Source organism: Micromonospora sp. WMMD987 (genome assembly GCF_029581435.1).
Taxonomy (GTDB): Bacteria; Actinomycetota; Actinomycetes; order Mycobacteriales; family Micromonosporaceae; genus Micromonospora; species Micromonospora rifamycinica.
Genome location: NZ_CP120861.1, coordinates 3,888,178 through 3,911,386, shown reverse-complemented (window position 1 = coordinate 3,911,386; position 23,209 = coordinate 3,888,178). Strand labels below are relative to the sequence as shown.

The 23,209-nt window shown below is 71.4% G+C and carries 16 protein-coding genes, 1 pseudogene and 4 riboswitches; of the genes and pseudogenes, 3 read left to right on the top strand and 14 right to left on the bottom strand.

All coding sequences use genetic code 11. The features are described 5' to 3' along the window. Window positions 1-45 precede the first annotated feature (45 nt). Window positions 46-2,820: a PQQ-dependent sugar dehydrogenase gene (locus O7612_RS16450; RefSeq protein WP_282273941.1), complete on the bottom strand. Its 2,775-nt coding sequence runs from the start codon at window positions 2,818-2,820 to the stop codon at window positions 46-48. Between the two features lie 545 nt (window positions 2,821-3,365). Between O7612_RS16450 and O7612_RS16445 the strand changes: the two genes are divergently transcribed. Beyond that, the gene (locus O7612_RS16445) at window positions 3,366-4,577 is read left to right on the top strand and encodes a pectate lyase (RefSeq protein ID WP_282265293.1); all 1,212 of its coding nucleotides are present in this window, start codon (window positions 3,366-3,368) and stop codon (window positions 4,575-4,577) included. Between the two features lie 430 nt (window positions 4,578-5,007). On the opposite strand, the gene O7612_RS16440 is transcribed toward O7612_RS16445, so the two are convergent. From O7612_RS16440 to O7612_RS16420, 5 genes are read right to left on the bottom strand one after another with little or no spacing between them, the layout of a single operon-like run. Then, window positions 5,008-5,958 (bottom strand): cation transporter, encoded by a 951-nt coding sequence (locus O7612_RS16440; RefSeq protein ID WP_282265292.1) that lies wholly within the window; start codon window positions 5,956-5,958, stop codon window positions 5,008-5,010. Continuing rightward, window positions 5,955-6,671 (bottom strand): transporter substrate-binding domain-containing protein, encoded by a 717-nt coding sequence (locus O7612_RS16435; protein WP_282265291.1) that lies wholly within the window; start codon window positions 6,669-6,671, stop codon window positions 5,955-5,957. Before O7612_RS16435 ends, O7612_RS16440 begins: the two co-directional genes overlap by 4 nt. 39 nt (window positions 6,672-6,710) lie before the next feature. After that, on the bottom strand, window positions 6,711-7,628 hold the full coding sequence (locus O7612_RS16430) for a carbohydrate ABC transporter permease (protein ID WP_282265290.1): 918 nt from the start codon (window positions 7,626-7,628) through the stop codon (window positions 6,711-6,713). Continuing rightward, window positions 7,625-8,596 carry a sugar ABC transporter permease gene (locus O7612_RS16425; RefSeq protein ID WP_282265289.1) on the bottom strand — a complete coding sequence of 324 codons (972 nt, stop codon included), beginning with the start codon at window positions 8,594-8,596 and terminating at the stop codon, window positions 7,625-7,627. The genes O7612_RS16430 and O7612_RS16425 overlap by 4 nt, the downstream gene beginning before the upstream one ends. Before the next feature lie 11 nt (window positions 8,597-8,607). Next, window positions 8,608-9,969 (bottom strand): extracellular solute-binding protein, encoded by a 1,362-nt coding sequence (locus O7612_RS16420; RefSeq protein WP_282265288.1) that lies wholly within the window; start codon window positions 9,967-9,969, stop codon window positions 8,608-8,610. Window positions 9,970-10,756: 787 nt separating this feature from the next. Here O7612_RS16420 and O7612_RS16415 point away from each other — a divergent pair. Both O7612_RS16415 and O7612_RS16410 read left to right on the top strand, forming a co-directional pair. Beyond that, complete coding sequence (locus O7612_RS16415; RefSeq protein ID WP_282265287.1) at window positions 10,757-11,176, top strand: hypothetical protein; 420 nt, start codon at window positions 10,757-10,759, stop codon at window positions 11,174-11,176. A gap of 240 nt (window positions 11,177-11,416) precedes the next feature. Then, a pseudogene (locus O7612_RS16410) lies at window positions 11,417-11,665 on the top strand (MFS transporter); the annotation flags it as partial. 126 nt (window positions 11,666-11,791) lie between these two features. Next, window positions 11,792-11,955: riboswitch (cobalamin riboswitch) on the bottom strand. Window positions 11,956-12,020: 65 nt separating this feature from the next. On the opposite strand, the gene O7612_RS16405 reads toward O7612_RS16410, so the two are convergent. From O7612_RS16405 to metE, 8 genes are all read right to left on the bottom strand, one after another. Beyond that, on the bottom strand, window positions 12,021-12,953 hold the full coding sequence (locus O7612_RS16405) for an ECF transporter S component (RefSeq protein ID WP_282265286.1): 933 nt from the start codon (window positions 12,951-12,953) through the stop codon (window positions 12,021-12,023). Beyond that, window positions 12,950-14,587 (bottom strand): ABC transporter ATP-binding protein, encoded by a 1,638-nt coding sequence (locus O7612_RS16400; protein ID WP_282265285.1) that lies wholly within the window; start codon window positions 14,585-14,587, stop codon window positions 12,950-12,952. The genes O7612_RS16405 and O7612_RS16400 overlap by 4 nt, the downstream gene beginning before the upstream one ends. Continuing rightward, a complete protein-coding gene (locus O7612_RS16395) occupies window positions 14,584-15,825 on the bottom strand; it encodes a CbiQ family ECF transporter T component (protein WP_282265284.1) in 1,242 nt (413 codons plus the stop codon). Before O7612_RS16395 ends, O7612_RS16400 begins: the two co-directional genes overlap by 4 nt. Beyond that, window positions 15,818-16,723, bottom strand: a complete 906-nt coding sequence (locus tag O7612_RS16390; RefSeq protein ID WP_282265283.1) for a hypothetical protein — start codon at window positions 16,721-16,723, stop codon at window positions 15,818-15,820. The genes O7612_RS16395 and O7612_RS16390 overlap by 8 nt, the downstream gene beginning before the upstream one ends. Then, window positions 16,720-18,165 carry a cell wall anchor protein gene (locus O7612_RS16385; protein WP_282265282.1) on the bottom strand — a complete coding sequence of 482 codons (1,446 nt, stop codon included), beginning with the start codon at window positions 18,163-18,165 and terminating at the stop codon, window positions 16,720-16,722. Before O7612_RS16385 ends, O7612_RS16390 begins: the two co-directional genes overlap by 4 nt. A 141-nt stretch (window positions 18,166-18,306) precedes the next feature. Further along, a riboswitch (cobalamin riboswitch) is annotated at window positions 18,307-18,445 on the bottom strand. 82 nt (window positions 18,446-18,527) lie between these two features. Then, on the bottom strand, window positions 18,528-19,013 hold the full coding sequence (locus O7612_RS16380) for a hypothetical protein (RefSeq protein ID WP_067309705.1): 486 nt from the start codon (window positions 19,011-19,013) through the stop codon (window positions 18,528-18,530). A 32-nt stretch (window positions 19,014-19,045) separates the two neighbouring features. Further along, window positions 19,046-20,089, bottom strand: a complete 1,044-nt coding sequence (locus tag O7612_RS16375) for a peptidase (protein WP_282265281.1) — start codon at window positions 20,087-20,089, stop codon at window positions 19,046-19,048. 100 nt (window positions 20,090-20,189) lie between these two features. Next, a riboswitch (cobalamin riboswitch) is annotated at window positions 20,190-20,328 on the bottom strand. A 205-nt stretch (window positions 20,329-20,533) separates the two neighbouring features. Next, a riboswitch (cobalamin riboswitch) is annotated at window positions 20,534-20,739 on the top strand. 231 nt (window positions 20,740-20,970) lie between these two features. Further along, window positions 20,971-23,208 carry a 5-methyltetrahydropteroyltriglutamate--homocysteine S-methyltransferase gene (gene metE / locus O7612_RS16370; protein WP_282265280.1) on the bottom strand — a complete coding sequence of 746 codons (2,238 nt, stop codon included), beginning with the start codon at window positions 23,206-23,208 and terminating at the stop codon, window positions 20,971-20,973. Between the last annotated feature and the right edge of the window lies 1 nt (window position 23,209).

Genomic DNA, 23,209 nt, shown 5'->3' with positions numbered 1-23,209 from the left:
CTCCCGAACGGGTGGAGGAGGGTGCCGGATGCCCCGCGCGCCGGGTCACGGCAGGGTCCACTTCTGGTTGGCGGCGGCCAGGCAGGTCCACAGGTGGACGGCCTGGCCGTCGGTGGCGCTGTTGTCGGACACGTCCAGGCACCTGCCCGACTGCGGATTGCGCAGGGTGCCGTCGGTCTGCGCCGACCAGTTCTGGGCGCCGCTGCCGTTGCAGGTCCAGAGTTGGATCCTGGTGCCGTCGGTGGTGCCCCCGCCGGAGACGTCCAGGCATTTGCCGAGTGCCTTGACGGTGCTGTTCGGGGTGACCGTCCAGGTCTGTGCGGCGGTGCCGTTGCAGGTGTAGATCTGGATCTGGGTGCCGTCGGCGGTGGTGGCGTTGCGGACGTCGAGGCACTTGCCGCCGAGCCCGACGATCGGCCCGGTACCGGCGGTGCCGCCGGTGACGAACGTGAACGTGTCGAGGTCGAACAGTGCCCCGGTGCCCCCGGCGAAGGTGAGGTAGAGCGTGCCGGTGCTGGCCGGTGCGCCGGAGAGGGTGCCGGTGACGGTGGTGAAGGTCTCCCAGCCGCCGGTGACCGGGACGGTCGCCTGGCCCAGCACGGTGCCGGTGGGTGAACCCGTCCGCACCTGGAGGGTGCCGCCAACGCCGTTGGAGGAGACCCGGGCGCTGAACGTGGTGGCCTTGTCCAGCCGGTACGGCTCGAACGCGATCCAGTCGCCGTTGTCGATGCTGCCGACGGTCCTGCCGCCCTCGGCCGGGGCCTTGTCGTAGATGGTCACCCCGGAGGAGGTCTTGAAGTGCTCGGCCTGGCGCTTGCGCGGCTGGAGGGTGTGCTGCCGGTGGGTGGTCAGCCCGCCGGCGTCGGTGTACTCGGCGTCGAAGATCGCGAAGATGTTCGCCGCGTCGTCGTGCTCGCCGTCGACCGGGATGGTGATCGTGCCCGAGCAGCCGTTCTTCGCGGTGATCTGGTGGCCGTGCTGGTCGTGGCCGAGCACGTAGGTCATCCTGACCCTGGCGCAGTCGATGGTGCCGTCCTCGGGGTCGGTGACGGTGACGCTGAACGGCACCGTGTCGCCGTAGGAGAACAGCGAACCGTTCGCCGGGCCGGTGATGGTGACGGTCGGGGCGGTGTTGCCGACACCGATCCGCACGCTGGCCGTGCCGGTCGCGCCCTGCGGGTCGCGGACGGTCAGGGTGACGTCGTAGGTGCCGTTGGTGGCGAACGTCTTGCTGGGGTTGGCCGCCGTGGAGGTGGTGCCGTCACCGAACGCCCACGAGTAGGTCAGCGTCCCGCCCTCCGGGTCCGACGACCCGGCCGACGAGAACGCCACCGTCAGCGGGGCCGCCCCGGAGGTCCGGTCGGCGGCGGCGACGGCCGTCGGCGCGCGGTTGTCACCGGCGACGTAGTCGTACCGGTACAGCGCCGAGTTGGCGTCACCGTTGAAGTAGCCGGTGCCGTAGTCGAGGACGTACAGCGCGCCGTCCGGGCCGAACGCGGAGTCCATCACCTGCTTGCCGTTCCAGGGGAACGACGCGTCGATGGCGCCCCGGGAGCCGTCGGCGTTGACGTGGATGGGCTTGATCCAGCCCCGGCCCAGCTCGGTGGCGAAGAACTGGCCGTCGAAGGACTGCGGGAACTTCGTGGTGGACGGGTTCGACGCGCTGTACCGGTAGACCGGGCCGGCCATCGGCGACTCGGAGCCGCTACCGAACTCCGTCGGGCTGCCGGCGTCACCGGCGTACCGGATCCAGGCCGGCTGTGCTGCGGGCAGGGTGGGCAGGCCGGTGTTGCGGAACGAGTTGTTGGTCGGCCCGCCGGCGCAGTTGTACTTGGCCCCGGCGGTGCCGGCGGCGAAGTCCCACTCCGCGTACGTCTCGGTGGCGGTGTTGGTGCCGGTGCAGTACGGCCAGCCGTAGTTGCCCGGCCCGGTCACCCGGTTGAACTCGACCTGTCCACTGGGGCCGCGGGTGCCGGTGGTGCCGGCGTCCGGGCCGTAGTCGCCGACGTAGACGACCCCGGTGGCCCTGTCCACGCTCATCCGGAACGGGTTGCGGAACCCCATCGCGTAGATCTCCGGACGGGTCCGCGCGGTGCCCGGGGCGAACATGTTCCCGGCCGGGATCGAGTAACTTCCGTCCGCGTTCACCCGGATCCGCAGGATCTTGCCGCGCAGGTCGTTGCTGTTGGCCGCGCTGCGCTGCGCGTCGTACGCGGGGTTACGGTTGGTCCGCTCGTCGATCGGCGCGTACCCGGCGGAGTCGAACGGGTTGCTGTCGTCGCCGGTCGACAGGTACAGGTTCCCGGCCGCGTCGAAGTCGATGTCCCCGCCGACGTGGCAGCAGATGCCCCGGTCGGCCGGCACGTCCAGGATGGTGACCTGGCTGGACGTGTTCAGCGTCCAGTTGGCGTTGACGGTGAACCGGGACAGCCGGTTCACGCCCTGCCAGGCGGAGAAGTCCGTGCCGGTGGCCGGGGCGTCCCCGGCGGGGGTGGACAGCGGCGGGGCGTAGTACAGGTAGACGTGCCGGTTGGTGGTGAAGTTCGGATCCACCCCGACGCCCTGCAGGCCCTCCTCGTCGTGGGTGTAGACGGGGATCGTGCCCACCACGGTGGTGGTGCCGGCCGCGTCGGTGCGCCGCAGCGTGCCGTTACGGGCGGTGTGCAGCACCGACCGGTCGGGCAGCACCGCGATGGTCATCGGCTCGCCGACCTCGGGCTCCCCCTTGGCCAGGGTGACCTGCTGGAAGTCGGTGGGGTTGATGGTGTGGGCCTGGGCGGGGACCGGGTCGGCGAGGGCGACCAACCCGGCCGTGGCCATGAGGAGCAGTGCGGAGCTGACCGACGTCGTCCGTCGGCCGAACGCGCCATCGTGTGAGGACACTGGCTGTCCGTCCCTTCCTGACCTGTGTTTGCCAGGGCGGGGCGCGCGCCGTCGCGCCGGATGCCGTAGCGGGGGAGGGAGCGATGGGTCACCGCGCCGCCGGTTCACCTCGCCGAAACACTCTCGTGATGGCGAAGACATTAAGCTGTTTCGATCCCGCTGTCCATGGCTTCTGTCGAACCGCGGCGTACTTTCGCTCGAATCGCGAAAAGCCCGCCACCGTCGATGTCGACCGCTGCGCTGATCCGTGCCCCGCCGGTGTGTCGCCGGGTCCTCCGTGCTCGACCCGGGTCCGCCGCCCGGAGGAGGGTCCGGTGCGGCGCGAGAGTCGCTGCGCCTGTGTACTGCTGGAGCTGTCGGCGTTCTCTCGCGGTGGGAGTTGGATGCGTCGTCTGTGACCCTTGCCTCATCATCGACCGTTCTCTATCGTCAAGGGAAAGCGCTTTCCCGTCCCAGGCGCTCCCGTCCGAAAGGTGAATCAGATGAGACGCAAAGTCGCCTCGCGGTGGCTGGCCGGCGGTGCCACCGTGGTCGCAGGCGCCGTCGTCACGCTGGCGCTGCAGATTCCCAGCGCCTCGGCCGCCACGAACCTGAGCCTCGGCGCCGGCGCCGACGGCTCCAGCAAGGCCAGCGGCACCAGCTACGGCAACGTCATCGACGGCAACACCGGCACCTACTGGTCGCCGGCCGGCTCGACCGGCACCGTCTCGGTCAAGTGGGGCAGCGCCACCACCGTGTCCTCGGCCGTCATCGTGCAGGCCTCGGGCGGCGGCTCGATCAGCGGCTGGCAGCTCAAGAACAACGACACGAGCGCTGTCCTGGCCAGCGGCAGCAGCGCCCCGGGCACCATCACCTTCTCCGCGACGTCGCTGAAGAAGATCTCCTTCGTCATCACCAGCGCGTCCGGCACCCCGCGGATCGCCGAGTTCGAGACGTACTCCAGCGGCGGATCGAACCCGACCACCGGGCCGACGTCCGGCCCAACCAGCAGTCCGACGTCCGGCCCGACCGGCAACCCGGGCACGCCGACCGGGGCGTGGCCGTCGTCGGCCGGCTCGGTCGGCATCTCCGGCACGGTCAACGTCTCCGGCACCTTCGACGGCGGGATGAAGACCTACTGCTGCATCGGTGACGGTGGGCAGGGTGAGTCGCAGGATCCGATTTTCAAGATCGCCAATGGGGGGACGCTGCAGAACGTGATCCTGGGTTCGCCGGCCGGCGACGGTGTGCACTGCGAGGGCACCTGCACCCTGCGTAACGTGTGGTGGAACGACATCGGTGAGGACGCCGCCACCTTCAAGCAGACCAACGGCGGTACCTCGTACGTCATCGGTGGCGGTGCGCGCAGCGGCAGCGACAAGACCTTCCAGCACAACGGCAACGGCACGGTCAACATCTCCGGCTTCTACCTGAAGGGGTCCGGCAAGCTGTACCGCGGCTGCGGCAACTGCACCACCTCGTACACCCGCCACGTGCGTATCGACAATGTCCTGGTCGACGACATCGACATGCTCGCCGGCATCAACAGCAACTGGAACGACACCGCCACGATCACCCGCGTGGTCGTGATCGGCTCGGCCACCATCTGCGGCAAGTACAAGGGTGTGCCCAAGGGCAGCGAACCCAGCTACCTCGGCGAGGGCTGGAACGACGCCAACTGCAAGGTCAACAGGAGTGACGTCACCTTCCGGTAGTCACCCCGCAAGAGTTCCTTCCCGCAGGGGCACCCGCCGCGCGGCGGGTGCCCCTGCGGCTGCCGGAATGGGCCAGAGCGCACCGGACAGCGCCTGTCTTCCTGTCTGCCGTTCGGGGCGTCGGTGTCACGTCGGCAGCGGCAGCGCCTGTGGCGGACGTCGACGTCGCGTTCGTCCACCTCGGAGAGCCGGCGGCGGCCCGGGGTCGCCTCACGGCGTCCGGGCCGCCTGCCGCGCCACGTACTCGGCGGGGCGCGGCGCGCTCACCGGCACGCCGAACAGGGCCGGCACGGTCGCCCGCCCCGCGCGGGACCGCGCCGTGTGGTCCGGTACGCCGACAACCCGGGCGGTCCCGGCTGCGCGCTGGAGGCCTCGACGTGAGCATCGTGCCCCGGTCGGGTGCCGGCTGGCCGGATCCGGGTTCTCGGACTCAGGCTTCCAGGCGGCGGGCCGGTGCGACGATCAGGTCGTGGATGCGCCAGTCGAAGTCGCGGGCGAACTGCTGCAACTCTTCCAGCCGTTCGACCAGCCGGTCGGTGCCTTCCCGGGGCACCACGATCAGCTCGCCGACGAAGACGTGGCCCTCCTCCCGCAGGCGCAGGCATGCGTCGACGACCCAGTTGTGGTCCCGGACGGCGGTGAGCAACTGGTGGGGCAGCGGGTGTTCGTGGTTGCCGTCGACCACGCGGGGTTTGTTGTCCATCAGGTTCGCCACCGCGCTGCGGGTGGTCCGGATTCCGTCGCGGACGATGTCCCCGCCGATGATCAGCGCGGCGACGGCGTCGGCCCACCACAGTCCGATACCGATGCCGGCCACGCCGAGGATGGCGGCACCGGCGGTGAGCCAGTCCGCGCGGTTCATCTCGGCGTCGGCGAACAACACCTTGTCATGGAGTTGGCGGGCGATCCGTTGCTTGGCGTGGCCGAGCAGGATGGCCGGCACCATGGTGGCGAGCAGGACGGCGATCATCAGCCAGCCGAGCCAGAACCGTTGTCCGAAGACCTCGATGAGGCCGATCGGTGGCCGTTCCCGTGCGATGAGTCGTACAGCGGAGTCGTAGACGACGTATCCGCCGAGACCGAGCAGCGCGACCGAGCCGGCCAGGAAGGCGACGCTCACCGAACGGTGGTAGCCGTAGGGGAAGCGTTCGTTCGGGGCACGGTTGCGGTACCGGGCGGCGATGAGGAACGCCGCAGGTGGAACCAGGCCGAGCATGTCCTCGATCCAGGCGGCCTTCATCGCCTGCGACTGCCCGAGGGTCACCGCGAGGAGGATGACGGCGGCCACGAAGAAGGCGATGGTCCACCATTCGAGTCGGATCGCACGCCGGTGCAGGGCGGCCTTGTCCGGGGGGAGTTCGAATCGGTCGTACATCCTCATCGGGCGGCCTCCGCCCGCTGCGCCTCGACCAGCAGCCGCATGGTGTCGGCGTGCGAGTGTGCCAGCAGGAACCGCTCCACCTCGACCTGCCACGCGTTCTCGCCGGGTGGTAACGCCCACACGTGATCGGTGCTGCCGAGTTCGTGCCGTGAGGAGGTGAGCCCGAGTTCGGCCAGTCGCCACTCGCCGACGACGACGGGCAGACCCTCTGCGCCGGTCACCTCGTCCACGGTCACGACGACAGCGCCTTCGCTGGTCAGCGCGGCGACGTCGGCGGTGCCACCCCGCACGGCCACCCGGTGTCCGGTGAGATCGTCGGGTACGCGGACGCCCGCGGGGGCGGCCACCAGGGTGCGCGTCGTGACGTACGGTCGGGTCAGCGACGCCTCCTTCGTCCATGGTGCCTTGGCGTCCAGGCCACCGACCACGACATCGAGGACACGGTCCTTCAGCGCGGCCATCAGCTCGGACTCCGAGCCGGGGTACCACTCGACCTCGGCCCCCAGCTCCGCAGCCAACTGGGCGGCCAGCGTCACCTCGGCGCCGGAGGGTGGACCCTCGTCGGGCACCGTCACCCAGGGCGGGTTCTCCGTGACACCTACCCTCAGCACCCCGTCGCGGACGTCGGCGAGGGTGTTCGCCGTGTCTCGCGGCAGGCCACAGGCCGTGACCAGCAGCATCATCAGAGTCAGCACCGCACCGCCGCGTCGCATCCGTTCTCCTGTCTGAGAGGTCGTCGGCTCCGAGCCGCTTCAGCCCTTGCGGCCGGTGGTCGCGATGCCCTCGACGAAGTGCCGCTGGGCCAGGAAGAACAGGATGATCATCGGGACGGTGGAGATCACCGTTCCGGCGAGCAGCACCTCCCACTGCTGGTGCTCACCGCCGTAGCCGAACCGGTCGACCATCACCTTCAGCCCTCTCGGCAGGGTGTAGAGCGGCTCGTCGCGCAGGTAGATCAGCGGTTTGAGCAGGTCCGTCCAGCTCGCCTTGAACTCGAACACGAACGCGACCAGCAGCGCCGGGCGGATCAGCGGGAAGGCCATCCGCCAGAACAGCTGCGGGTAGCTCGCGCCGTCGACCCGGGCGGCCTCGAAGTACTCCCGGGGCAACGACAGCAGGAACTGCCGGATCAGGAAGATGTAGAACGCCGAGCCGAACAGGTTGCCCGCCCACAGCGGCACCTGGGTGCCGACCAGCCCCACCTTCGACCAGATCAGGTAGGTGGGGATCATCGTCGCCGCGAACGGCAGCATCATCGTGGCCAGCACCAGCCCGAAGAGCAGGTTGCGGCCAGGGAACCGGAAGTAGGCGAAACCGAAGGCCACCCAGGCGCTGGAGATGGTCACCGCGGCGGCGGCGGCAAGCGACACCACCAGGCTGTTGCCCAGCCACTGCGCCAGCGGCACGGCCTGCCACACCGTCCGGTAGTTCTCCGGCGCGAACGGCACCGGCAGGAAGCCGGTGTCGAAGACGTACGCCCGGGGGCGCAGCGACGCCGCGACCAGCCAGACGAACGGGGCCACGAAGAGTACCGTGGCACCGAGCAGGGCGACCAGCCGCAGCGCCCGTGCCCACCACGGCGGCCCGTCCCGCCCGACACCCGCCGGCCGGTGCTCTCCCGTCGCGCCCGGCACCTGCCCGGGTACGCCCCGGCGCACCGCGCTGCTCACGAGTCCCCCTCGTAGTAGACGAACCGGCGGGACAGCCTGACCTGAACCAGCGTGATCAGCGCGATGACCAGGAAGAGCGCCCAGGCCATCGCGGAGGCGAAGCCCATGTGCAGGAACTGGAACGCCTCCTGGAACAGTCGGATGACGTAGAAGCTGGCCGCGTCGCTGTTGAAGGAGCCGGCGTTCTGCCGGTTGCCGAAGTACATGGTGTAGACCTCGGTGAACATCTGCAGCCCGGCGATGGTGTTGACGATCAGCGTGAAGAACAGTGCGCCGGAGATCATCGGCAGGGTGACGTGACGGAACCGTGCCCAGCCGCCGGCGCCGTCGAGTTCAGCCGCTTCGTAGAGGTCGCGCGGCACGTTCTGTAGCGCCGCCAGGTAGATGATGACGCTGGAGCCGAGGCTCCACAGGCTCATCAGCACGATGCCGGGCAGCACCCAGTCCGGGTCGGTGGTCCAGCTCGGGCCGTCGACACCGATCAGGCCCAGCGCCCGGTTGACCAGACCGTTCTGGGTGTTGAGCAGCAGCAGGAAGAGCACGCCGACAGCCACCGCCGGGGTCATCACCGGCAGGTAGAACACGGTCCGGAAGAAGCCCTGCCAGCGACCTACCCGGCGCAGCAGCACGGCCAGCCCGAGCGAGATCGCCATGGTCAACGGCACGTGCAGCAGGGTGTAGTAGATCGTGTTGGTCAGGCTGCGCAGCACCTGCGGGTCGGCGGCGAGCCGCTGGTAGTTGTCCCAGCCGGTGAACCGGGGGGCGTTGACCACGTCGTACTCGGTGAAGCTGAGCCAGAGGCTGGCGACCATCGGGCCGGCGGTGAAGGCCAGGAACCCGACGATCCACGGCAGCAGGAAGACGTACGCCCAGCGGGCCTCCCGGCGGGCCGTCGGCGTCATCCGGGGCCGCCTGGTCGGCCGGGGGCGGGCAGCGTCCCCGGCGTCGTCGGTGGTATGGCTGGTCATGGCTGCGGTTGCTACTTCGACGCCCGGTCGAGCGCGGCGGTGGCCTCCTGCTGTGCCCGGCGCATCGCGTCGGCCGGCTGCGCCTGTCCGGAGAGCACCCGGTTCACCCCGTCGGTCCACGCCTTGTCGAACTCGGCACCGGCCGGCGATGCCGGCAGCGAGAACGCGGCGTCCTGGGCCGCCCGGATCACCTGCACCGCGTCGTCGAACCGGGTGTTGCCGCTGGGCTGGTAGAGCTCGTCGAAGATCTTCTTGTCCGCGGTGACGTTGCCGGTCCAGACGCCGGTGAACGGCAGGTTCTGCGCCTTTCGGGCCGCCAGTCGGGCGTTCGCGGCGGCCATCCAGGTGTCGGTGGCGGTCACCGTTCTGGCGAAGGCGCAGGCGGCGTCCGGGTTCTTGGCGCCCTTGGGGATCACCCAGGCCTGACCGTTGGCCATGGTCAGAGGCTTGCCCTGGCGGTCGGTGAACGGCTTGACGACGAACGGGACGTCGGGGGAGTTCTTCGCGATCTGGTTGAGGAACCAGTCCTCCAGCGGCCACACCCCGATCTGGTGTCGCGCGATCGGGTTCTTCGCGCCGAACAGGTCGAAAGTGTCCCGGAAGGACTTGACGTTCCCCCAGCCGCCCTGCGCCTCGATCAGCGAGGTGGCGGTCCGTACCGCCTCGATGACCGATGGATCGTCCAGCTTCGCGGTCCGGCCGTCGGCGGAGATCATCTCACCGCCGTTGGCCCGGACCCACATCGGCAGGAACTCCGGGACCTTCGGGTCCAGGCCGATCCGGGTGACCTTGCCGCCGTCCACCCGGGCCAGCCTGGTCGCCAGCGCGGGCAGGGTCGCCCACTCGGCCACGTCGACCTGGTCGGCGCTGAGCCCGGCCTGCGTGAGGACCGTCTCGTCGAGGTAGAGCACCCGGACGCTGGAGAACTCCGGGATGCCGTAGACGGTGTCGTCCAGGGTGACCTGGGCTCGCGCGTCCGGCCGGTACTGCCCCAGGTCGATGCCGTGCTCCCGCACGCAGTCCGTCAGCGGCTGGACCGCACCACTGAGGGCGTAGGTGCCGATCAACTTCCGATCCAGGTAGACCAGGTCCGGCGGATTACCCGAGGCAACCGCGGAGAGGAACTGCTGCTCGTCGAAACTGCCCTCGGTGATCGTCAGCTTGACGTCCGGGTTGGCCTTCCTGAACGTGTCGACACGGGACTCCGCGATCTCGTCGGACAGGCCGAAACCCATCGTGGTCAGTGCCCCGGAACCCTTCGCCCCGCCGCCTCCGCCGCCACCGATCCCGCCACAACCGGCTACCGCGGCCGTAGCAGTCAGGGCGAGGACCGTCAGCAACGCCGTAGGCCGCCGGGTGTCTATCACTGTCATATCCTTCGATGGATGTGGACGACTACTCTCTTCCGTCGAGGCAGTTTTCTAAACACATCCACGACAAGCGCTACTCTCCGCAGTTCTCGGGCACTGCGAGTCAATGTGTCTGATCTGGCCGGAGACTGACGGTGTGGTCGGCCGCAGCTCTCGACGCGTACTGCAATGCACCTGTCTGCGGGCAGTCGCCTTTCGCTGGCATTCCTCGCCGCGCAGGAGCCGATGGACCGGTTGTGGACGCTTACCGCGGACCGGCTGCGCGACCTGGCCCGGAGACTGACTACCTACGCCGACTGCCTGGGGCGGCGTGGCCTGGTGTTCGAGCGACGACCGCTATCACCGAGGCGGTGGACATCTTCGACCGCCTCGCCGCGGCTGGTCTCACCGAGGTCCTCTCCGAACTGGCCACTGCTCAGTACAACCTCGCGGTGCTGGTGGCCGCGCTGTCCGGTCGGGACGGATGACCCAGGTGTGACGTTGGTACTGTAGCGGCGGCTGGGCACCGACCGGGGCGTCCCTCGCCGCCTTCACCGCCGACGCCGAGGCGGCCGGACCCCGGCTCAAACGTCGCTTCGCCGCCTGGGACCTGCGCCCTTCGCGTCCGGACACGGGCTCTGCCGTCACTGTGCTGCCCGGTAGCGACCGGAGTGAATCCAAGGTGATCGAGGAATGGCAACGTTCTGGTCACGCTGTGATTGCACATGATGACACTGTGCTGCGAGAATCGGACCCCTCGGCGGCAACCGCCGCCGGGTCGGTACCGCACCAGTCCGGGAGAGTCGACGTCATGGTTCGTGGGTCCGTCCGCGTTATGCTGGTCACCGCCGCTGTCTTCGCGGCGGGTCTGACCGTGGCCCCGCCCGCGCAGGCCGCCCCCGCGCCACCGGCCCGGCAGGTCACCACCACCGCGCAGATCACGGTGACCAGCTTCTACGCCCTCTCCGACCGGGAGATCCAGGTGAACGGGACGGTGACCTGCACCCAGCCCACCGGCACCGCCCACATGCTCTCCACCGTGGTGCAGCTGATGCCGTTCCGGTTCGGCGCGGGCGAGGTGGACGTGCCCTGCGCGGCCGGGCCGGTCGCCTGGCAGGCCACCGTCTATGTCGCCGAGGGCTGGGACTCCTTCCGGGAGGTCACGGTGAACGGCCTGATGACCGACGACCACGGCGGCTCTGCATCGACCTCCGTCAATGGTCAGGCATAGCCGGTAACCGCCTCCCCGCGCCCCGGGGGCCGAATGTTGCGTCGATGGTAGTCTATCGAACACGTTGAGTGACGGATGGGAGATGAGATGCGCCTCGGCATGGTGACGGTCGTCGTTTCGCTGCGAGAGCAGACCGCCCGCTCATTGCTCATCCCCGTCGGGTAGCCCGGCGGCGCGGTGCTCCTCGCCGCGAGACGGTCCCTGGATCCGACCGTTTCCGATCTGGCTCGAGGAGTTCTTTTGCGTTCCCTTGTATCCGCGCGTCTCGGCGCGGACTTCATCCGGCTGTGGACCGCTTCGGCAGTGTCGAACATCGGTGACGGTGTCACCATGGCCGCCGGACCGCTGCTGGTCGCGTCAGTCAGCAACGATGCCCGGCTGGTCGCCGGTGCCGCCTTTTCCCAGCAACTGCCCTGGCTGCTGTTCGCTCTGGTGAGCGGGGCCTATGTCGACCGGCTCGACCGGCGGCTGCTCATCGTGGTGGTGAACCTGGCCCGCGGTGTGGCCCTGGCCGCCCCGGGAGAACTACTGGCCGCCTACGGGGAAATCCGATTGGCCGTTGACAGGAGGGGCTTGCGGCGTATGCCTGCCCACCTCGCGGCAGGATCGAGACGGAGGTGCCGGCCGGGCGGAAGCTCAGGCGCCAGCCGCGATGCCGATGACAGCGCAACCACCTCCTGGCCGTCGCTTCCCAGGCCCCGGTGGGCCCAGTGCTGATGACGGCGGTCGTTCCCACTCACCGCTGCGGGGCGGTCCCGGATTCCCACCGGGTTCCCTCTGCCGACGCCCGGACGTGACTCCGCCCGGGCGAACCAACGCCAGGAAACAGCCTGTCCACGCCAGGTCAGTCCGCCGGTCGCACCGCATCCCGCCCTCGGCCGGTAGGTGAGGCCACGCCTACGGCGGAACCCGTCACGCCCTCCGCTGCCGCCACCGGCGTCCCGGGTGGCGGCAGGGTCGTTGACGGAGCCGGTGTCAGCACGGGGGCGGCGAAGGTGACCGGGGCGTCGAACGCGGCCCGCCGGGCGGCCCGCCGCAGCGCGGCGAGCACCGCCGGGCCGGCCAGCACGACCGCCACGGCGGTGGTGATGGCTCGTCCGGTGTCCCAGCCGAACGTCGAGGTGACGGCCGTGAACACAGCGAAGCGGTGCAGATTGTCCAGCACCGGCGCACCGGCGACGTAGGAGAGTTGAGTGTCCGCGCCCAGGCTGAACGGCCAGAACCACAGATTCATCAGCAGGCCGTAGCCGTAGGCGGCGAACGCCCCGTACCCGGCCAGGACGGCAACCTCAGCCCGGCCGCGCAGCCGCGCGGGGAGCAGACCAGCACCGAGACCCACCCAGGAGGCGCACAACATCTGGAACGGCAACCACGGACCCACCCCTGCGGTGAGCAGCGCGGAGGCGAACAGCGACGTCGAACCGAGGAGAAAACCGAAACCCGGCCCGAAGACCCGACCGGCGAGGACGAGCAGGAAGAACACGGTTTCGATGCCTGCGGTGCCGGCGCCCAGGGGGCGCAGCGCGGCGTTGACGGCGGCGAGCACGCCGAGCATCGCCAGGGCCTTGCTGTCGATGCCACCGGAGCTGAGTTCGGCCAGGACGAGCGCCACCAGCACCGGCAGCATGACGAGGAAGACCAGCGGGGCTTCCCCGGTGCGGGCGGTGCCCTCCGGATGCGCGGGAATGAAGAACGGCCAGGTGAAGGTCGCCAACGCGGCGGCGGAGGCGAGGGCCAGCACCACGGCGGTGCGCGGCGCGACCCGCAGCACACTCATGCCGGCTCCCGGGGCGGACCCAGCGCGGCGGTGACCTGCTCGACCGTCAGCCACGGCGCCGGGGCGAGGACCTTGGCCACCTGTGGGGCGAACGCCGGTGAGGCGAGCATCACCTCGGCCGTGGTGCCGTCGGCCACGATGTCCCCGTCGGCCATCACGATCACCCGGTCGGCGAGGATCGCGACAAGCTCGACGTCGTGCGTCGCGACCACCACCGCCCGGTCGGCCGCGGCCAGCCCGCGAACCAGGTCCACGAACTGTCGCTTGGCGAGATAGTCCAGACCTCGGGTCGGCTCGTCGAGCAGGACCACCGGTGGGGCGGCGGTGAGCTGCACCGCGAGTACGAGCGCCAGCCGTTGCCCCTCGGACAGGTCACGGGGGTGCCGGTCGCCGGGCAGACCGGGGGTGAGCCGGTCGAGCAGGGCGCGGCAGGTGCCGGCCGCCGCGCCGGTCTCCCGATCGGCCTGGTGGCACTCGCTGTCCACCGTCTCCAGGTAGAGCAGGTCTCCCGGGGTCTGCGGGACGAGTCCGACGTGCCGGCGGGCCTGGCCAGCCGACAGCTGCTTCGGATCGACAGGACTCCGCCCCTCACCGGCATCGACGGTGACGGTGCCCCGGTGCCGCGGGCCGCTGCCCTGCACCGCCCAGAGCAGGCTCGACTTACCGGATCCGTTGCGACCCATCAACGCGACGACCCGGCCGCGATGCAGGTCGAGGTCGACGCCGGCCACGGCCACCGTGCCCGGATACCGCACGACGACCTTCCGGGCGGCCAGCACCGGGGGAGTATCCGGGGTCGACGTCGGGTCGGGAGGTGCCGTGCCGGCGAGCCGTCGACGCAGGAAACCGGCCTGTCGGCGGGCGTCGCGGACCGACAGCGGCAGCGGCGTCCACCCGGCCAGCCGGCCCAGCTCGACCAGCGGTGGTGCGAGGTCGACACCGGCCAGCACCGTCGCCGGCTCCCCGTCGACCACCCGGCCGTCGCCGGGCAGGTAGAGCAGCCGGTCGGCGTACTGCACGACCCGTTCCAGACGGTGTTCGGCAAGCACCACGGTCACGCCCAGGTCGTGCACCAGCCGGGTGACGGCGGCGAGGACATCCTCGGCGGCGGTGGGGTCCAGGGCGGAGGTGGGTTCGTCGAGCACCAGCACCCGGGGGTGGCTGGTGAGGACCGCGCCGATCGCGACCCGCTGCTGCTGCCCACCGGACAACGTCCGCAGCGGCCGGTGCCGCAGCTCGGCGATGCCGAGCAGGTCGAGGGTCTCCTCCACCCGCTTACGCATCACCGCCGCCGGCAGGGCCAACTGCTCCATGCCGTACGCCAACTCTTCTTCGACGGTGTCGGTGACGAACCCGGACAGCGGGTCCTGACCGACCACACCGACGACGTCGGCGAGATCGCGGGGCGGGTGCCGGCGGGTGTCCCGACCGTCGACGGTGACGCTGCCGTACAGGGTGCCGCCGGTGAAGTGCGGCACCAGCCCGTTGATCGCCCGCAGCAGCGTCGACTTGCCGGCACCGGTACGGCCGGCGACCAGGCACAGTTCGCCCTCCTCGACCCGCAGGCTCACCTCACGCAGCGGCGGGGGACCGTCATCGGTGTAGCGGACGGTCACCCGGTCGAATGTGATCACGGGTGACCTCCGGGTACGGGTGTCGCCGGGTCGCTGACACGGGTGGGTGTCGAGACGGCGCTGACCGGTGTGTCCGCCATCGGCGCCCGGGTCGACGGCGACCCGGGCGGTGGCGGTGCCAGCCAGGCCGGCCCCGCCGCTGCCACGACGGCGAGCAGCATCAGCGGCGTCAGCTCGGGCCAGGTGAGCGGGCTGACCGGAGGATAGAGCAACTCCGGGGCGACGGAACCGGCGAGCAGGGTCAACGCGGCAGCGGCGACACCACACCCGGCCACCAGCAGCTCGGCGGGACGCCACCGGTCCGGGCGGTAGCGGCTACGCCGGACCCGCCGGCCGGCCAGCAGCATCCCGGTCACCGCGACGGCCAGGCCGGCAAGGAGCATCGGCAGGCCCAGGTAGCCGGATCCGGTGGTGTCGAGCAGCCCGTACGTGCCGGCGCAGACACCGACCAGCCCACCGAGCACCAGCGCCCCCGTCACGGCACGCTGACCGGCCGGCACCGCCGCGGTGCGGCCGTAGCCGCGCGAGTCCATCGCCGCCGCGAGCGCCAACGACCGGTCCAGGGCGTCGGCCAGCACCGGCAGGGCAATTCCCCGGAGCGCACGCATGCCCCGGCCGGCCGCGCCGCGCAGCCGACGCGCCCGACGTACCCGCAGCACGCTCTCCACCAGTTGCGGCGCGACCGACAGCGCCACCACCACGGCCGTGCCCACCGCGTACAGAGCCCCGGGAACGGCCTTGAGGAGCCGTTTCGGGTTGGCCAACGCGTTGGCGGCACCCAGGCAGACCAGCATCGTGGCCAGTCGAAGCCCGTCATAGAAGCCGCCGAGGACCTGTTCGACGGCGACCGGCCCGAACAACCGGATGCCCGCCGCCCACTCGGGCAAGGGGATCTCCGGCAGCGACACCAGCAGGTGCTCGCCCTGCCCGCCACCGAAGACGATCCGGAACACCACCCGCATCACGATGATCACCGCGCCGAGGACGAGGTACATCCGGAACGCCAGCGCCCACGGCGCATCGGTGCGCCGCCGGATCACCGCCAGCGCGGCGACGGCGACGAGCAGCGCCAACAGCAACGGATTGGTGGTGTGGCTGGCCGCCGTGGCCAGGCCGAGCGCCCACAACCACCATGCGCCCGGATGCAACCCCCGGGGTAGCCGCGCGGCCGACCAGGGGCGCAGCTCGCGCCCCGGACCGGCCGTAGCCGCGTCAGCCCCGGCCCGACGGTCAGTCATCGGGGTCGGCGGTACGCCGTCGCCGGGCGGTGACCACGCCGCCCGCGGCGAGCGCGGCCAGCAGGAGAACCCCGGCGATCGTGCCCAGCGGCAGCCCACCGTCGCCGCTGTCGGAGGAGGCGACCTCGGTCACCGCCGGATCGCCGGCCGTACCGCCCGATGAGCCGGTGACACCTCCGGGTGTCGCCGCCGCCGCCGATGTCGAGGGTGCCGCCGCCGACACGCCGGGTGCCGCCGTGCCCACCGGGGCGGTGCCCGGTGTGTCGGCGGGAGGCACGGCGGTGGTCCGACCGGCTCCACCGACCGGTGGGACGACCGGGTTGCCCCCTGCGGCGGGCGGTGGCGCGGACGGCCCGCCTCCGGCCACCGGTGGGGTCGGCGACGCCGGTAATGGAGGTGTGGGGGCCGGCCGTTTCGGGGTGACCCCCGGCCGGGGGGCGTCGCTGGCGTTGCGGTTGAGCGAGAAGGACCAGCCCTCGAAGCTGCCGGCCGGCGGCTTGCGGTTGAGGACGCCCTTGTCGCTGTACGCCCAGCCACCCCCGTTCGCGGCATGCCAGTACGACCAGTAGGCGTTGGCCGGCGGGGTGTCCACGCACTTCTCCGAGGCCGCCGACGGCTTGCCGTCGATCCGGCAGATGAACCCCTCACCCCAGCGCAGCGTGCCGGTGATCTCGAAGCCGGCGTTCTTGAGTGCCGCGAGACCGGTGGCCTGGCTGCCGGAGGCACAGCGCACCACCGCGCCGCCGCCCAGCTCGTGGAAGTCGACCACGACGGTGACGCCGGAGGCATCCGGGCAGTAGCCGGCCGACCCGGCAGCCGCGGCCGGGCTGCCCGGCCAGGACACGGTGATCGCCGCGGTGAAGGCGATCGTCGCGGCATGAGCGGCCCGGCTGCTCATGCTGCCCGCCGTCGACGTCCGAGCACCAACAGCACCACACCGCCGCCGATCAGCAGCAATGCGACCAGCACGTACCCGATGATCGCCGCGCCGGTGGTGGGGAGACCGGGCAGCGGGGGAGCGGCCGGGGTGGTGGTCGGCGCGGCGGTGTCGGTCGATGACACGGTGGGGGAGGGCGTCGCCGGGCTACCGGTGGCGCTCGGGCTCGGACCGGCCGGGGTCGTCGTCGGTGTCGGTGTGGCAGAGGTGGTCGGAGTGGCAGAGGTGGTCGGCGTCGGAGTCGCGGTGCCGGTCGGCGTCGGCGACGTCGGCGGCAGGTCGAGACCGATGCGGCCCAGCGGCACCTGGGCGAGTCCGAGGAGGGCCTGCGCGGTGGCCCTGCGCCACTGGTCCCGGTCGGTGTCCGTGATCCCGGCCGTGACGGCGCTGGTGAACGACTCGGCGTGGTAGGCGATCGCCCCCGCGTCACCGGCGGCAGCACCACCGTTCGCCGCCGTGAGCTGCACCCCGGCCACCGCGTGTGCGGCCTGTGCGGCCTGGCTGTCCCGGCCGGCAGCGGCGAGCGCCTGCCCGGCCAGCCCGGTGCTGTTGGAGTTCGCGCCGGTGGTCGGGCCGGAACCGCCGAACGAACCGTCGGCGTGCTGCTGCCCCACCAGCCAGTCCGCGCCCCTGCGGGCGGCGTCGCTCGCCCCGGTGGCACCGGCGTCGGCGGCGGCCAGCAACGCCTGCACGGCCATCGCCGTCGAGTCGACGTCGAGGGTCGCGCCCGGCTGCTCGTCGCAGGACGGCGAAGGGCCGTCCGCGGTGTCCGGGTAGAGCCGGAAGCCTCCGGCCGCGCACTGCTGCCGGACGAGGAAGTCGACGGTGTCCTGCGGCAGGTCACCGCTGCGGGCCAGACCCAGCACGGCGAAGGACTGGTCGAAGGTGTTGCTGGCGTCCGGTCCACTGTCGGCCGTGACACGGCTGGTGATCCGTCCCCGCTGGTGACCGGCGTCCGCCCCGGCCAGCAGGGACAGCGTCACCGCCCGCAGGTCGTACCCGCCGAAGTCGGTGGGGTCGGCACCGGCGGCGGACGCGACGTAGAGCAGCTTCGCGGTCGCCCCGCCGTCGGTGAAACCCTCGATGCCCCAGTCGTCGTAGCTGTTGTAGGACCGGACGTGCGCCGCGACCTGCCCGGTCGCCGCCTGTCGCGTCGGTGCCGACCCGCCGGTGGCGGACATCGCGATGATCCCGTCGATGGTCAGGCCCCAGTCCTGGCCACCGTACGGTCCGGGCAGCGTGCCGTCGGCGAATTCACCGGCCAGCCACGAGGTGGCGTCACGCGCGGCGGCGGCATCGGCCGGGGCGGGTGCGGCCACCCCGGCCAGGGGCACGGCTGCCGTGACGACGGTCGTCGCCACGATCGCGCCGAGACCGGTGGCGAGACGCCGGGACAGAAGCATGGGAGTGCCTTTCGCAGAGCGGTCGGTGAGAACTCCGGAACACACCCTCCCCGGACCCGTCATCCCGCTCCGCGCGCTGCGGCGAGCGGGGTGAACGGACCGTCGACGGCAGCCCGGACCTCACCCTGTAGACCTCGACAGTGGAAGCCGCTCGTCCCGGGCGGGGCATTCCGGCTCGCGAGAGGACCCCTCGCTCACGGTTGCGGGTCAGCGCCGGCCTCTACCGGCTTCCCCCCACACGGGACGTATGCAGTTGAGCACCCGGCGCACCGGATGTCGACACGGTACCGCCCTGGCGTCACAGGACGCCAGGGCGGCAGCCGGCAGCCGACGCACCGGCCACACCAGGGCTGCGGTCCGGGTCAGGGTGCGGCGATGCTCGGCGCGGCGCCCGCCCCGAACGCCCAGCCCTCGACACTGCCCGGAGCCGGGTTGTAGCCGCTGGCGCCCGAGGAGCTGTAGGACCACGACCCGCCCGCCGGGGCATGCCAGTACGACCAGTAGGCGGTGGCCGGCGGCGTGTTGACACACGGGTCCGTCGCGGCCGTGGGCTTGCCGTTGATCCGGCAGACGAACGCCAGACCCCAGCGCGAGGTGCCGGTCACCGTGAAACCGGCCCCCTGCAGGGCGGCCACCCCGGTGGCCGGGTCGCCCAGGGCACAGGCGACCTGCACGCCCCCGCCGAGCGCGGCGAAGTCGACAACGACGGTGACCCCTGAGGTGCCGGTGCAGGCTGCGGCGTGCGCCGCCTGGGGCGCGGGCTCCACGGCGGTCAGGGCGACGGCGGCGACGGCGGCGGCCACCAGGCTGGCGAGCCGTACACGGACGATGGATCGGAGACGGAACACAGGTCCTCCCGGGTTCGGGTCGGCGCGACAGGTCAGGGACAGGTGAGCACCGGTGCGCCGGAACCGGCGGTCGCGGCGGAGAGCGTGGCGTAGCCGTCCCCGGTCAGGCCCAGGACGGCCTGACCGGTGGCGCGGGTGGCGGTGGCCGGGTCGAAGGTGCCGCCGTCGAAGTCGACCGCGCCCCGGTCGGCCGGCGCTGCGCCGCAACCCACCTGCAGGCCGACCAGGAACGCCCGTGCCCGCGCCCAGGCCAACGGCCGGTGGCCGGTGCGCAGCGCCTGCGCAGCGAGCCCGGTGCTGTTGGCGTTCGGGACGCCCGACGAGTCGGCGAAGCTACCGTTGGCGCCCTGCACCGACACCAGCCAGCGCAGCCCGGCGGCAGCGGCGGCCGGGCGGCCCGCCGCCTGGAGCGCCTGCACCGCCAGTGCGGTGGCGTCCACATCGGAGGTGCACACCGGCTGGGCGGGCAGCAGCGGGTATCCGCCGTCCGGGCAGCGGGTCCCGGCCAGCCAGGTGGCGGCGGTTCCGGGCGCACCCTGCGCGGTGCGGTCCAGGGCGAGGATCGCGAAGGACTGGCTGAACGCGTTGCTGTAGTTCCCGTACGCCGACCGGTCGGTGAACCGGCCGCTGGACGATTCCAGCCCCCGCAGCCGGGCGATCAGGTCCACCCCACCGACGTCGGTCGGGTCGCCCCCGCGTACCTGCACCGTGAGGGCGAGTTTCGCGGTCGCGCCCACGTACGCCTCGGTGCCGCCGTCACCGACGTAACCGTCGCGGACGTCCGGTCGGGTGACCCAGGCCAGCGCCCGTGTCCCGAAGTCGTCGGCGACACCGGCGGCGGCGAAGGCGAACACCGCGTCGAGGGTCAACCCCTGGTCGGGGTAGGCGACGCCGTCGAAGACCACCTCGAATCGTTCACCGTCGACGAGTTGCCGCGCGAGCCAGCCGGCGGCGGCCCCGGCCCGGTCGACGCCGGGATGTGCGGGTACGGCGGTCGCGGGTGTGGCGAGGGTGAGAGCGACGAGTACGCCGCAGAACAGGGCGAGCAGGCGGTGCCGGCTCAGGCGGACGACCATCGGAAGCGCCTTTCCGGCCCGGCGGTCGTCAGAACCCGGACGACCACCACCGACAGGCAGGATCGACCGGCCTCCGACCCGTGGGCCACGACGGGTGGGGAACGGACATCACGCGTGCGGCGGGTATTCGGGCTCGCCGTCAGGGTGTCTGCCACCTCGACGACCTACCGTTGCGGGCCAGCGCCGGACTTCGACCGGACTTCCCCCGCGCACGCGTTGCTGCAGTTGTCGCGACAGTCTGATCTCCCGCGACACCGGATGTCAATGCGCAACCAGGCGAACACGGCTGGTGAGAGTTGGCACAATGGTCGTCCATCCCGGACGAAGACGACCGTACTCGCACCACCCGACGCGAACATGGTCACCGACGGCGCATTCACTCACTGCCGCCCCCGGTAGGTGACGCTGCGGCAGGAAGCGCCGCCGTGTCGGAACCCGACGCGATATCGTGACACCGCAGTCGGTCCGCCACGCCCACCAGGTGGCGGCGCAAGCGGGAACCCGGTGCGAGACCGGGACTGCCCCGCAGCAGTGAGTGGGAACGACCGCCGCCATCAGCACTGGACCCACAGGGCCTGGGAAGCCACGGCCGGTAGGCCTGAGCACGACGCCCACGAGTCCGAAGACCTGCCCACTGCCCACGTGCATCCGCACGCGGAGAGCTCGGCGACCTTCGCGGGCGGGTCGGCCATCGGCGACAGCACGACATCCGGTGCTGCGCGCGACCGCACCGCTCCCTGTCGAGTTCACCCGACTCGGCAAAGGAGACGGACACCAGCCGCACCCAGGGCACTCACCCGAGCCGCCCGGGCCTGCCCGTAGGCGGAATGCGCAGGAGGTACGGGCGGACTCCGTGAGGGAGCCCGCCCGTACCTGCCCGATCAGCTCCGGCGGACCTCGATGGCGGCTGCGACCAGGTGTCGGAGGGACGCCTCGACTTCGGCGTAGGCACGGGTCTTCAGACCGCAGTCCGGGTTGACCCACAACCGCCGGGCGGGCACGGCCGCGACGGCCCGGTGGAGCGCGTCGACCACCTCATCGTGGGGCGGGATGCGGGGCGAGTGGATGTCCCACACCCCGGGGCCGACGCCCCGGCGGTAGCCGATCGCGGCGAGGTCGTCGAGGATCTCCATCTTCGAGCGGGACGCCTCGATGCTCGTGACATCGGCGTCGAGAGCGTCGATCGCGGTGATCACCTCGCCGAACTCGCTGTAGCACAGGTGGGTGTGGATCTGGGTGTCGTCGGCGACGCCACTGGTGGCGAGACGGAACGCGTTCACCGCCCAGTCCAGGTACGCCGTCTGGTCGGCCCGGCGCAGCGGCAGGGTCTCCCGCAGGGCGGGTTCGTCGACCTGGATGATCCGGATCCCGGCGGCCTCCAGGTCGCGGCACTCGTCGCGCAGCGCGAGCGCGACCTGGTCGGCGGTGTCGGCCAGGGGCTGGTCGGTACGGACGAACGACCAGGCCAGGATGGTGACCGGGCCGGTGAGCATGCCCTTGACCGGGCGGTCGGTCAGCGACTGCGCGTAGGTGGACCACTCGACGGTCATCGGGGCACGGCGGGCCACGTCCCCGTGGATGATCGGCGGGCGGACGCACCGGGAGCCGTAGGACTGCACCCAGCCGTGCGTGGTGGCGGCGAAACCGTCGAGCTGCTCCCCGAAGTACTGGACCATGTCGTTGCGCTCCGGCTCACCGTGCACCAGCACGTCCAGGCCCAGCCGCTCCTGCAACCGGATGACCTGCTCCACCTCGGCGCGCATCCGCTGCGTGTAGCCGGCGTCGTCGAGAGTGCCGGCGCGGTGTGCGGCACGGGCCCGGCGCAGCTCGGTGGTCTGCGGGAACGAGCCGATCGTGGTGGTCGGCAGGTCCGGCAGCCCCAACCGTTCCTGTTGGCGGGCGGCCCGCTCGGCGTAGTCGCCGCGGTGCCGGTCGGTGGGGCGCAGCGCCGCCAACCGGCCGCGTACGTCATCGTGCCGCCACGCCGGCGGGACGGACGGCGGCGGGGCCGGCAGGCTGGTGGTGCCGTCGCGCAGCGCCCGGCCGAGCAGGACCACCTCGTCGACCTTCTGCCGGGCGAACGCGAGTCGAGCGGACAGTTCCGGGTCGAGGGAGGTCTCGGCGGACAGGTCGACCGGGACGTGCAGCAGCGAACAGGACGTGGACACCGCCACGTGGTCGGCCAGTCCGCCGACCGTGGCACCGGCGGCGACAGCGGCGCGTAGATCCGTGCGCCAGATGTTGCGCCCGTCGACCAGACCGGCGACGACGGTCCTGCCGCGCAGGGGACCGGCTGCGGCGAGCCGGTGCAGGTTGCCCGGGCCGGCGACCAGGTCCAGGCCGACCGCCTCGACCGGGGTGTCCAGCAGCGCCGGCAGCGCGTCGCCGAGGTCACCGAAGTAGGTGGCGACGAAGATCCGGGGGCGGTGGGGCAGCTCACCGAGGCGTCGGTAGGCGTGCCGCAGACCGTCGATCTCGGCCGGGGTGCGGTCGGCGACGTAGGCGGGTTCGTCCAGTTGGATCCAGGCCACGCCCGCGTCGGCCAGGGCGGTGAGGATCCGGGCGTACGTGTCGACCAGGTCGTCGAGCCGGGCGAACGGGTCGTCGCCCTTGGCCAGCAGCAGGAAGGTGGCTGGCCCGACCAGCACCGGACGGGTGGTGATGCCGAGGTCACGTGCCTGCGCATACTCGCCCAGCGCCTTTGCCGGATTCGCCGCGAACACGGTGTCGGGGTCGATCTCCGGCACCAGGTAGTGGTAGTTGGTGTCGAACCACTTGGTGAGTTCCAACGCGGGCGCGGCATCGACACCACGGGCCATGGCGAAGTAGGTGTCGAGGTGACCGAGGCCGAGCCGGGCGAACCGGCGGGGGACCGCACCGACCGCGACGGCGGTGTCGAGCATGTGGTCGTAGTAGGAGAACGTGTTGGACGGGATCGCGTCGAGCCGGGCGTCACGCAGCGTCCGCCACACCTCGGCCCGCAGCCCGGCCGCGACGTCCTCCAGGCCCGCGGCGTCCAGCGTGCCGGCCCAGTACGCCTCGACGGCCTTTTTCCACTCGCGGTGGGAACCGATACGGGGATAGCCGAGCACGGTGCTCTGCCCGAATGAGGTGGTCACA

Excerpts from the sequence above, each read along its gene's own strand:
- O7612_RS16440 (WP_282265292.1), bottom strand. The coding sequence starts at position 5,958 with ATGAGGATGTACGACCGATTCGAACTCCCCCCGGACAAGGCCGCCCTG.
- O7612_RS16405 (WP_282265286.1), bottom strand. The coding sequence starts at position 12,953 with ATGAGTGTGCTGCGGGTCGCGCCGCGCACCGCCGTGGTGCTGGCCCTC.
- O7612_RS16425 (WP_282265289.1), bottom strand. The coding sequence starts at position 8,596 with ATGACCAGCCATACCACCGACGACGCCGGGGACGCTGCCCGCCCCCGG.
- O7612_RS16375 (WP_282265281.1), bottom strand. The coding sequence starts at position 20,089 with ATGGTCGTCCGCCTGAGCCGGCACCGCCTGCTCGCCCTGTTCTGCGGC.
- O7612_RS16445 (WP_282265293.1), top strand. The coding sequence starts at position 3,366 with ATGAGACGCAAAGTCGCCTCGCGGTGGCTGGCCGGCGGTGCCACCGTG.
- O7612_RS16450 (WP_282273941.1), bottom strand. The coding sequence starts at position 2,820 with ATGGCCACGGCCGGGTTGGTCGCCCTCGCCGACCCGGTCCCCGCCCAG.
- O7612_RS16390 (WP_282265283.1), bottom strand. The coding sequence starts at position 16,723 with ATGAGCAGCCGGGCCGCTCATGCCGCGACGATCGCCTTCACCGCGGCG.
- O7612_RS16415 (WP_282265287.1), top strand. The coding sequence starts at position 10,757 with ATGGTTCGTGGGTCCGTCCGCGTTATGCTGGTCACCGCCGCTGTCTTC.
- O7612_RS16395 (WP_282265284.1), bottom strand. The coding sequence starts at position 15,825 with ATGACTGACCGTCGGGCCGGGGCTGACGCGGCTACGGCCGGTCCGGGG.
- O7612_RS16435 (WP_282265291.1), bottom strand. The coding sequence starts at position 6,671 with ATGCGACGCGGCGGTGCGGTGCTGACTCTGATGATGCTGCTGGTCACG.
- O7612_RS16420 (WP_282265288.1), bottom strand. The coding sequence starts at position 9,969 with ATGACAGTGATAGACACCCGGCGGCCTACGGCGTTGCTGACGGTCCTC.
- O7612_RS16385 (WP_282265282.1), bottom strand. The coding sequence starts at position 18,165 with ATGCTTCTGTCCCGGCGTCTCGCCACCGGTCTCGGCGCGATCGTGGCG.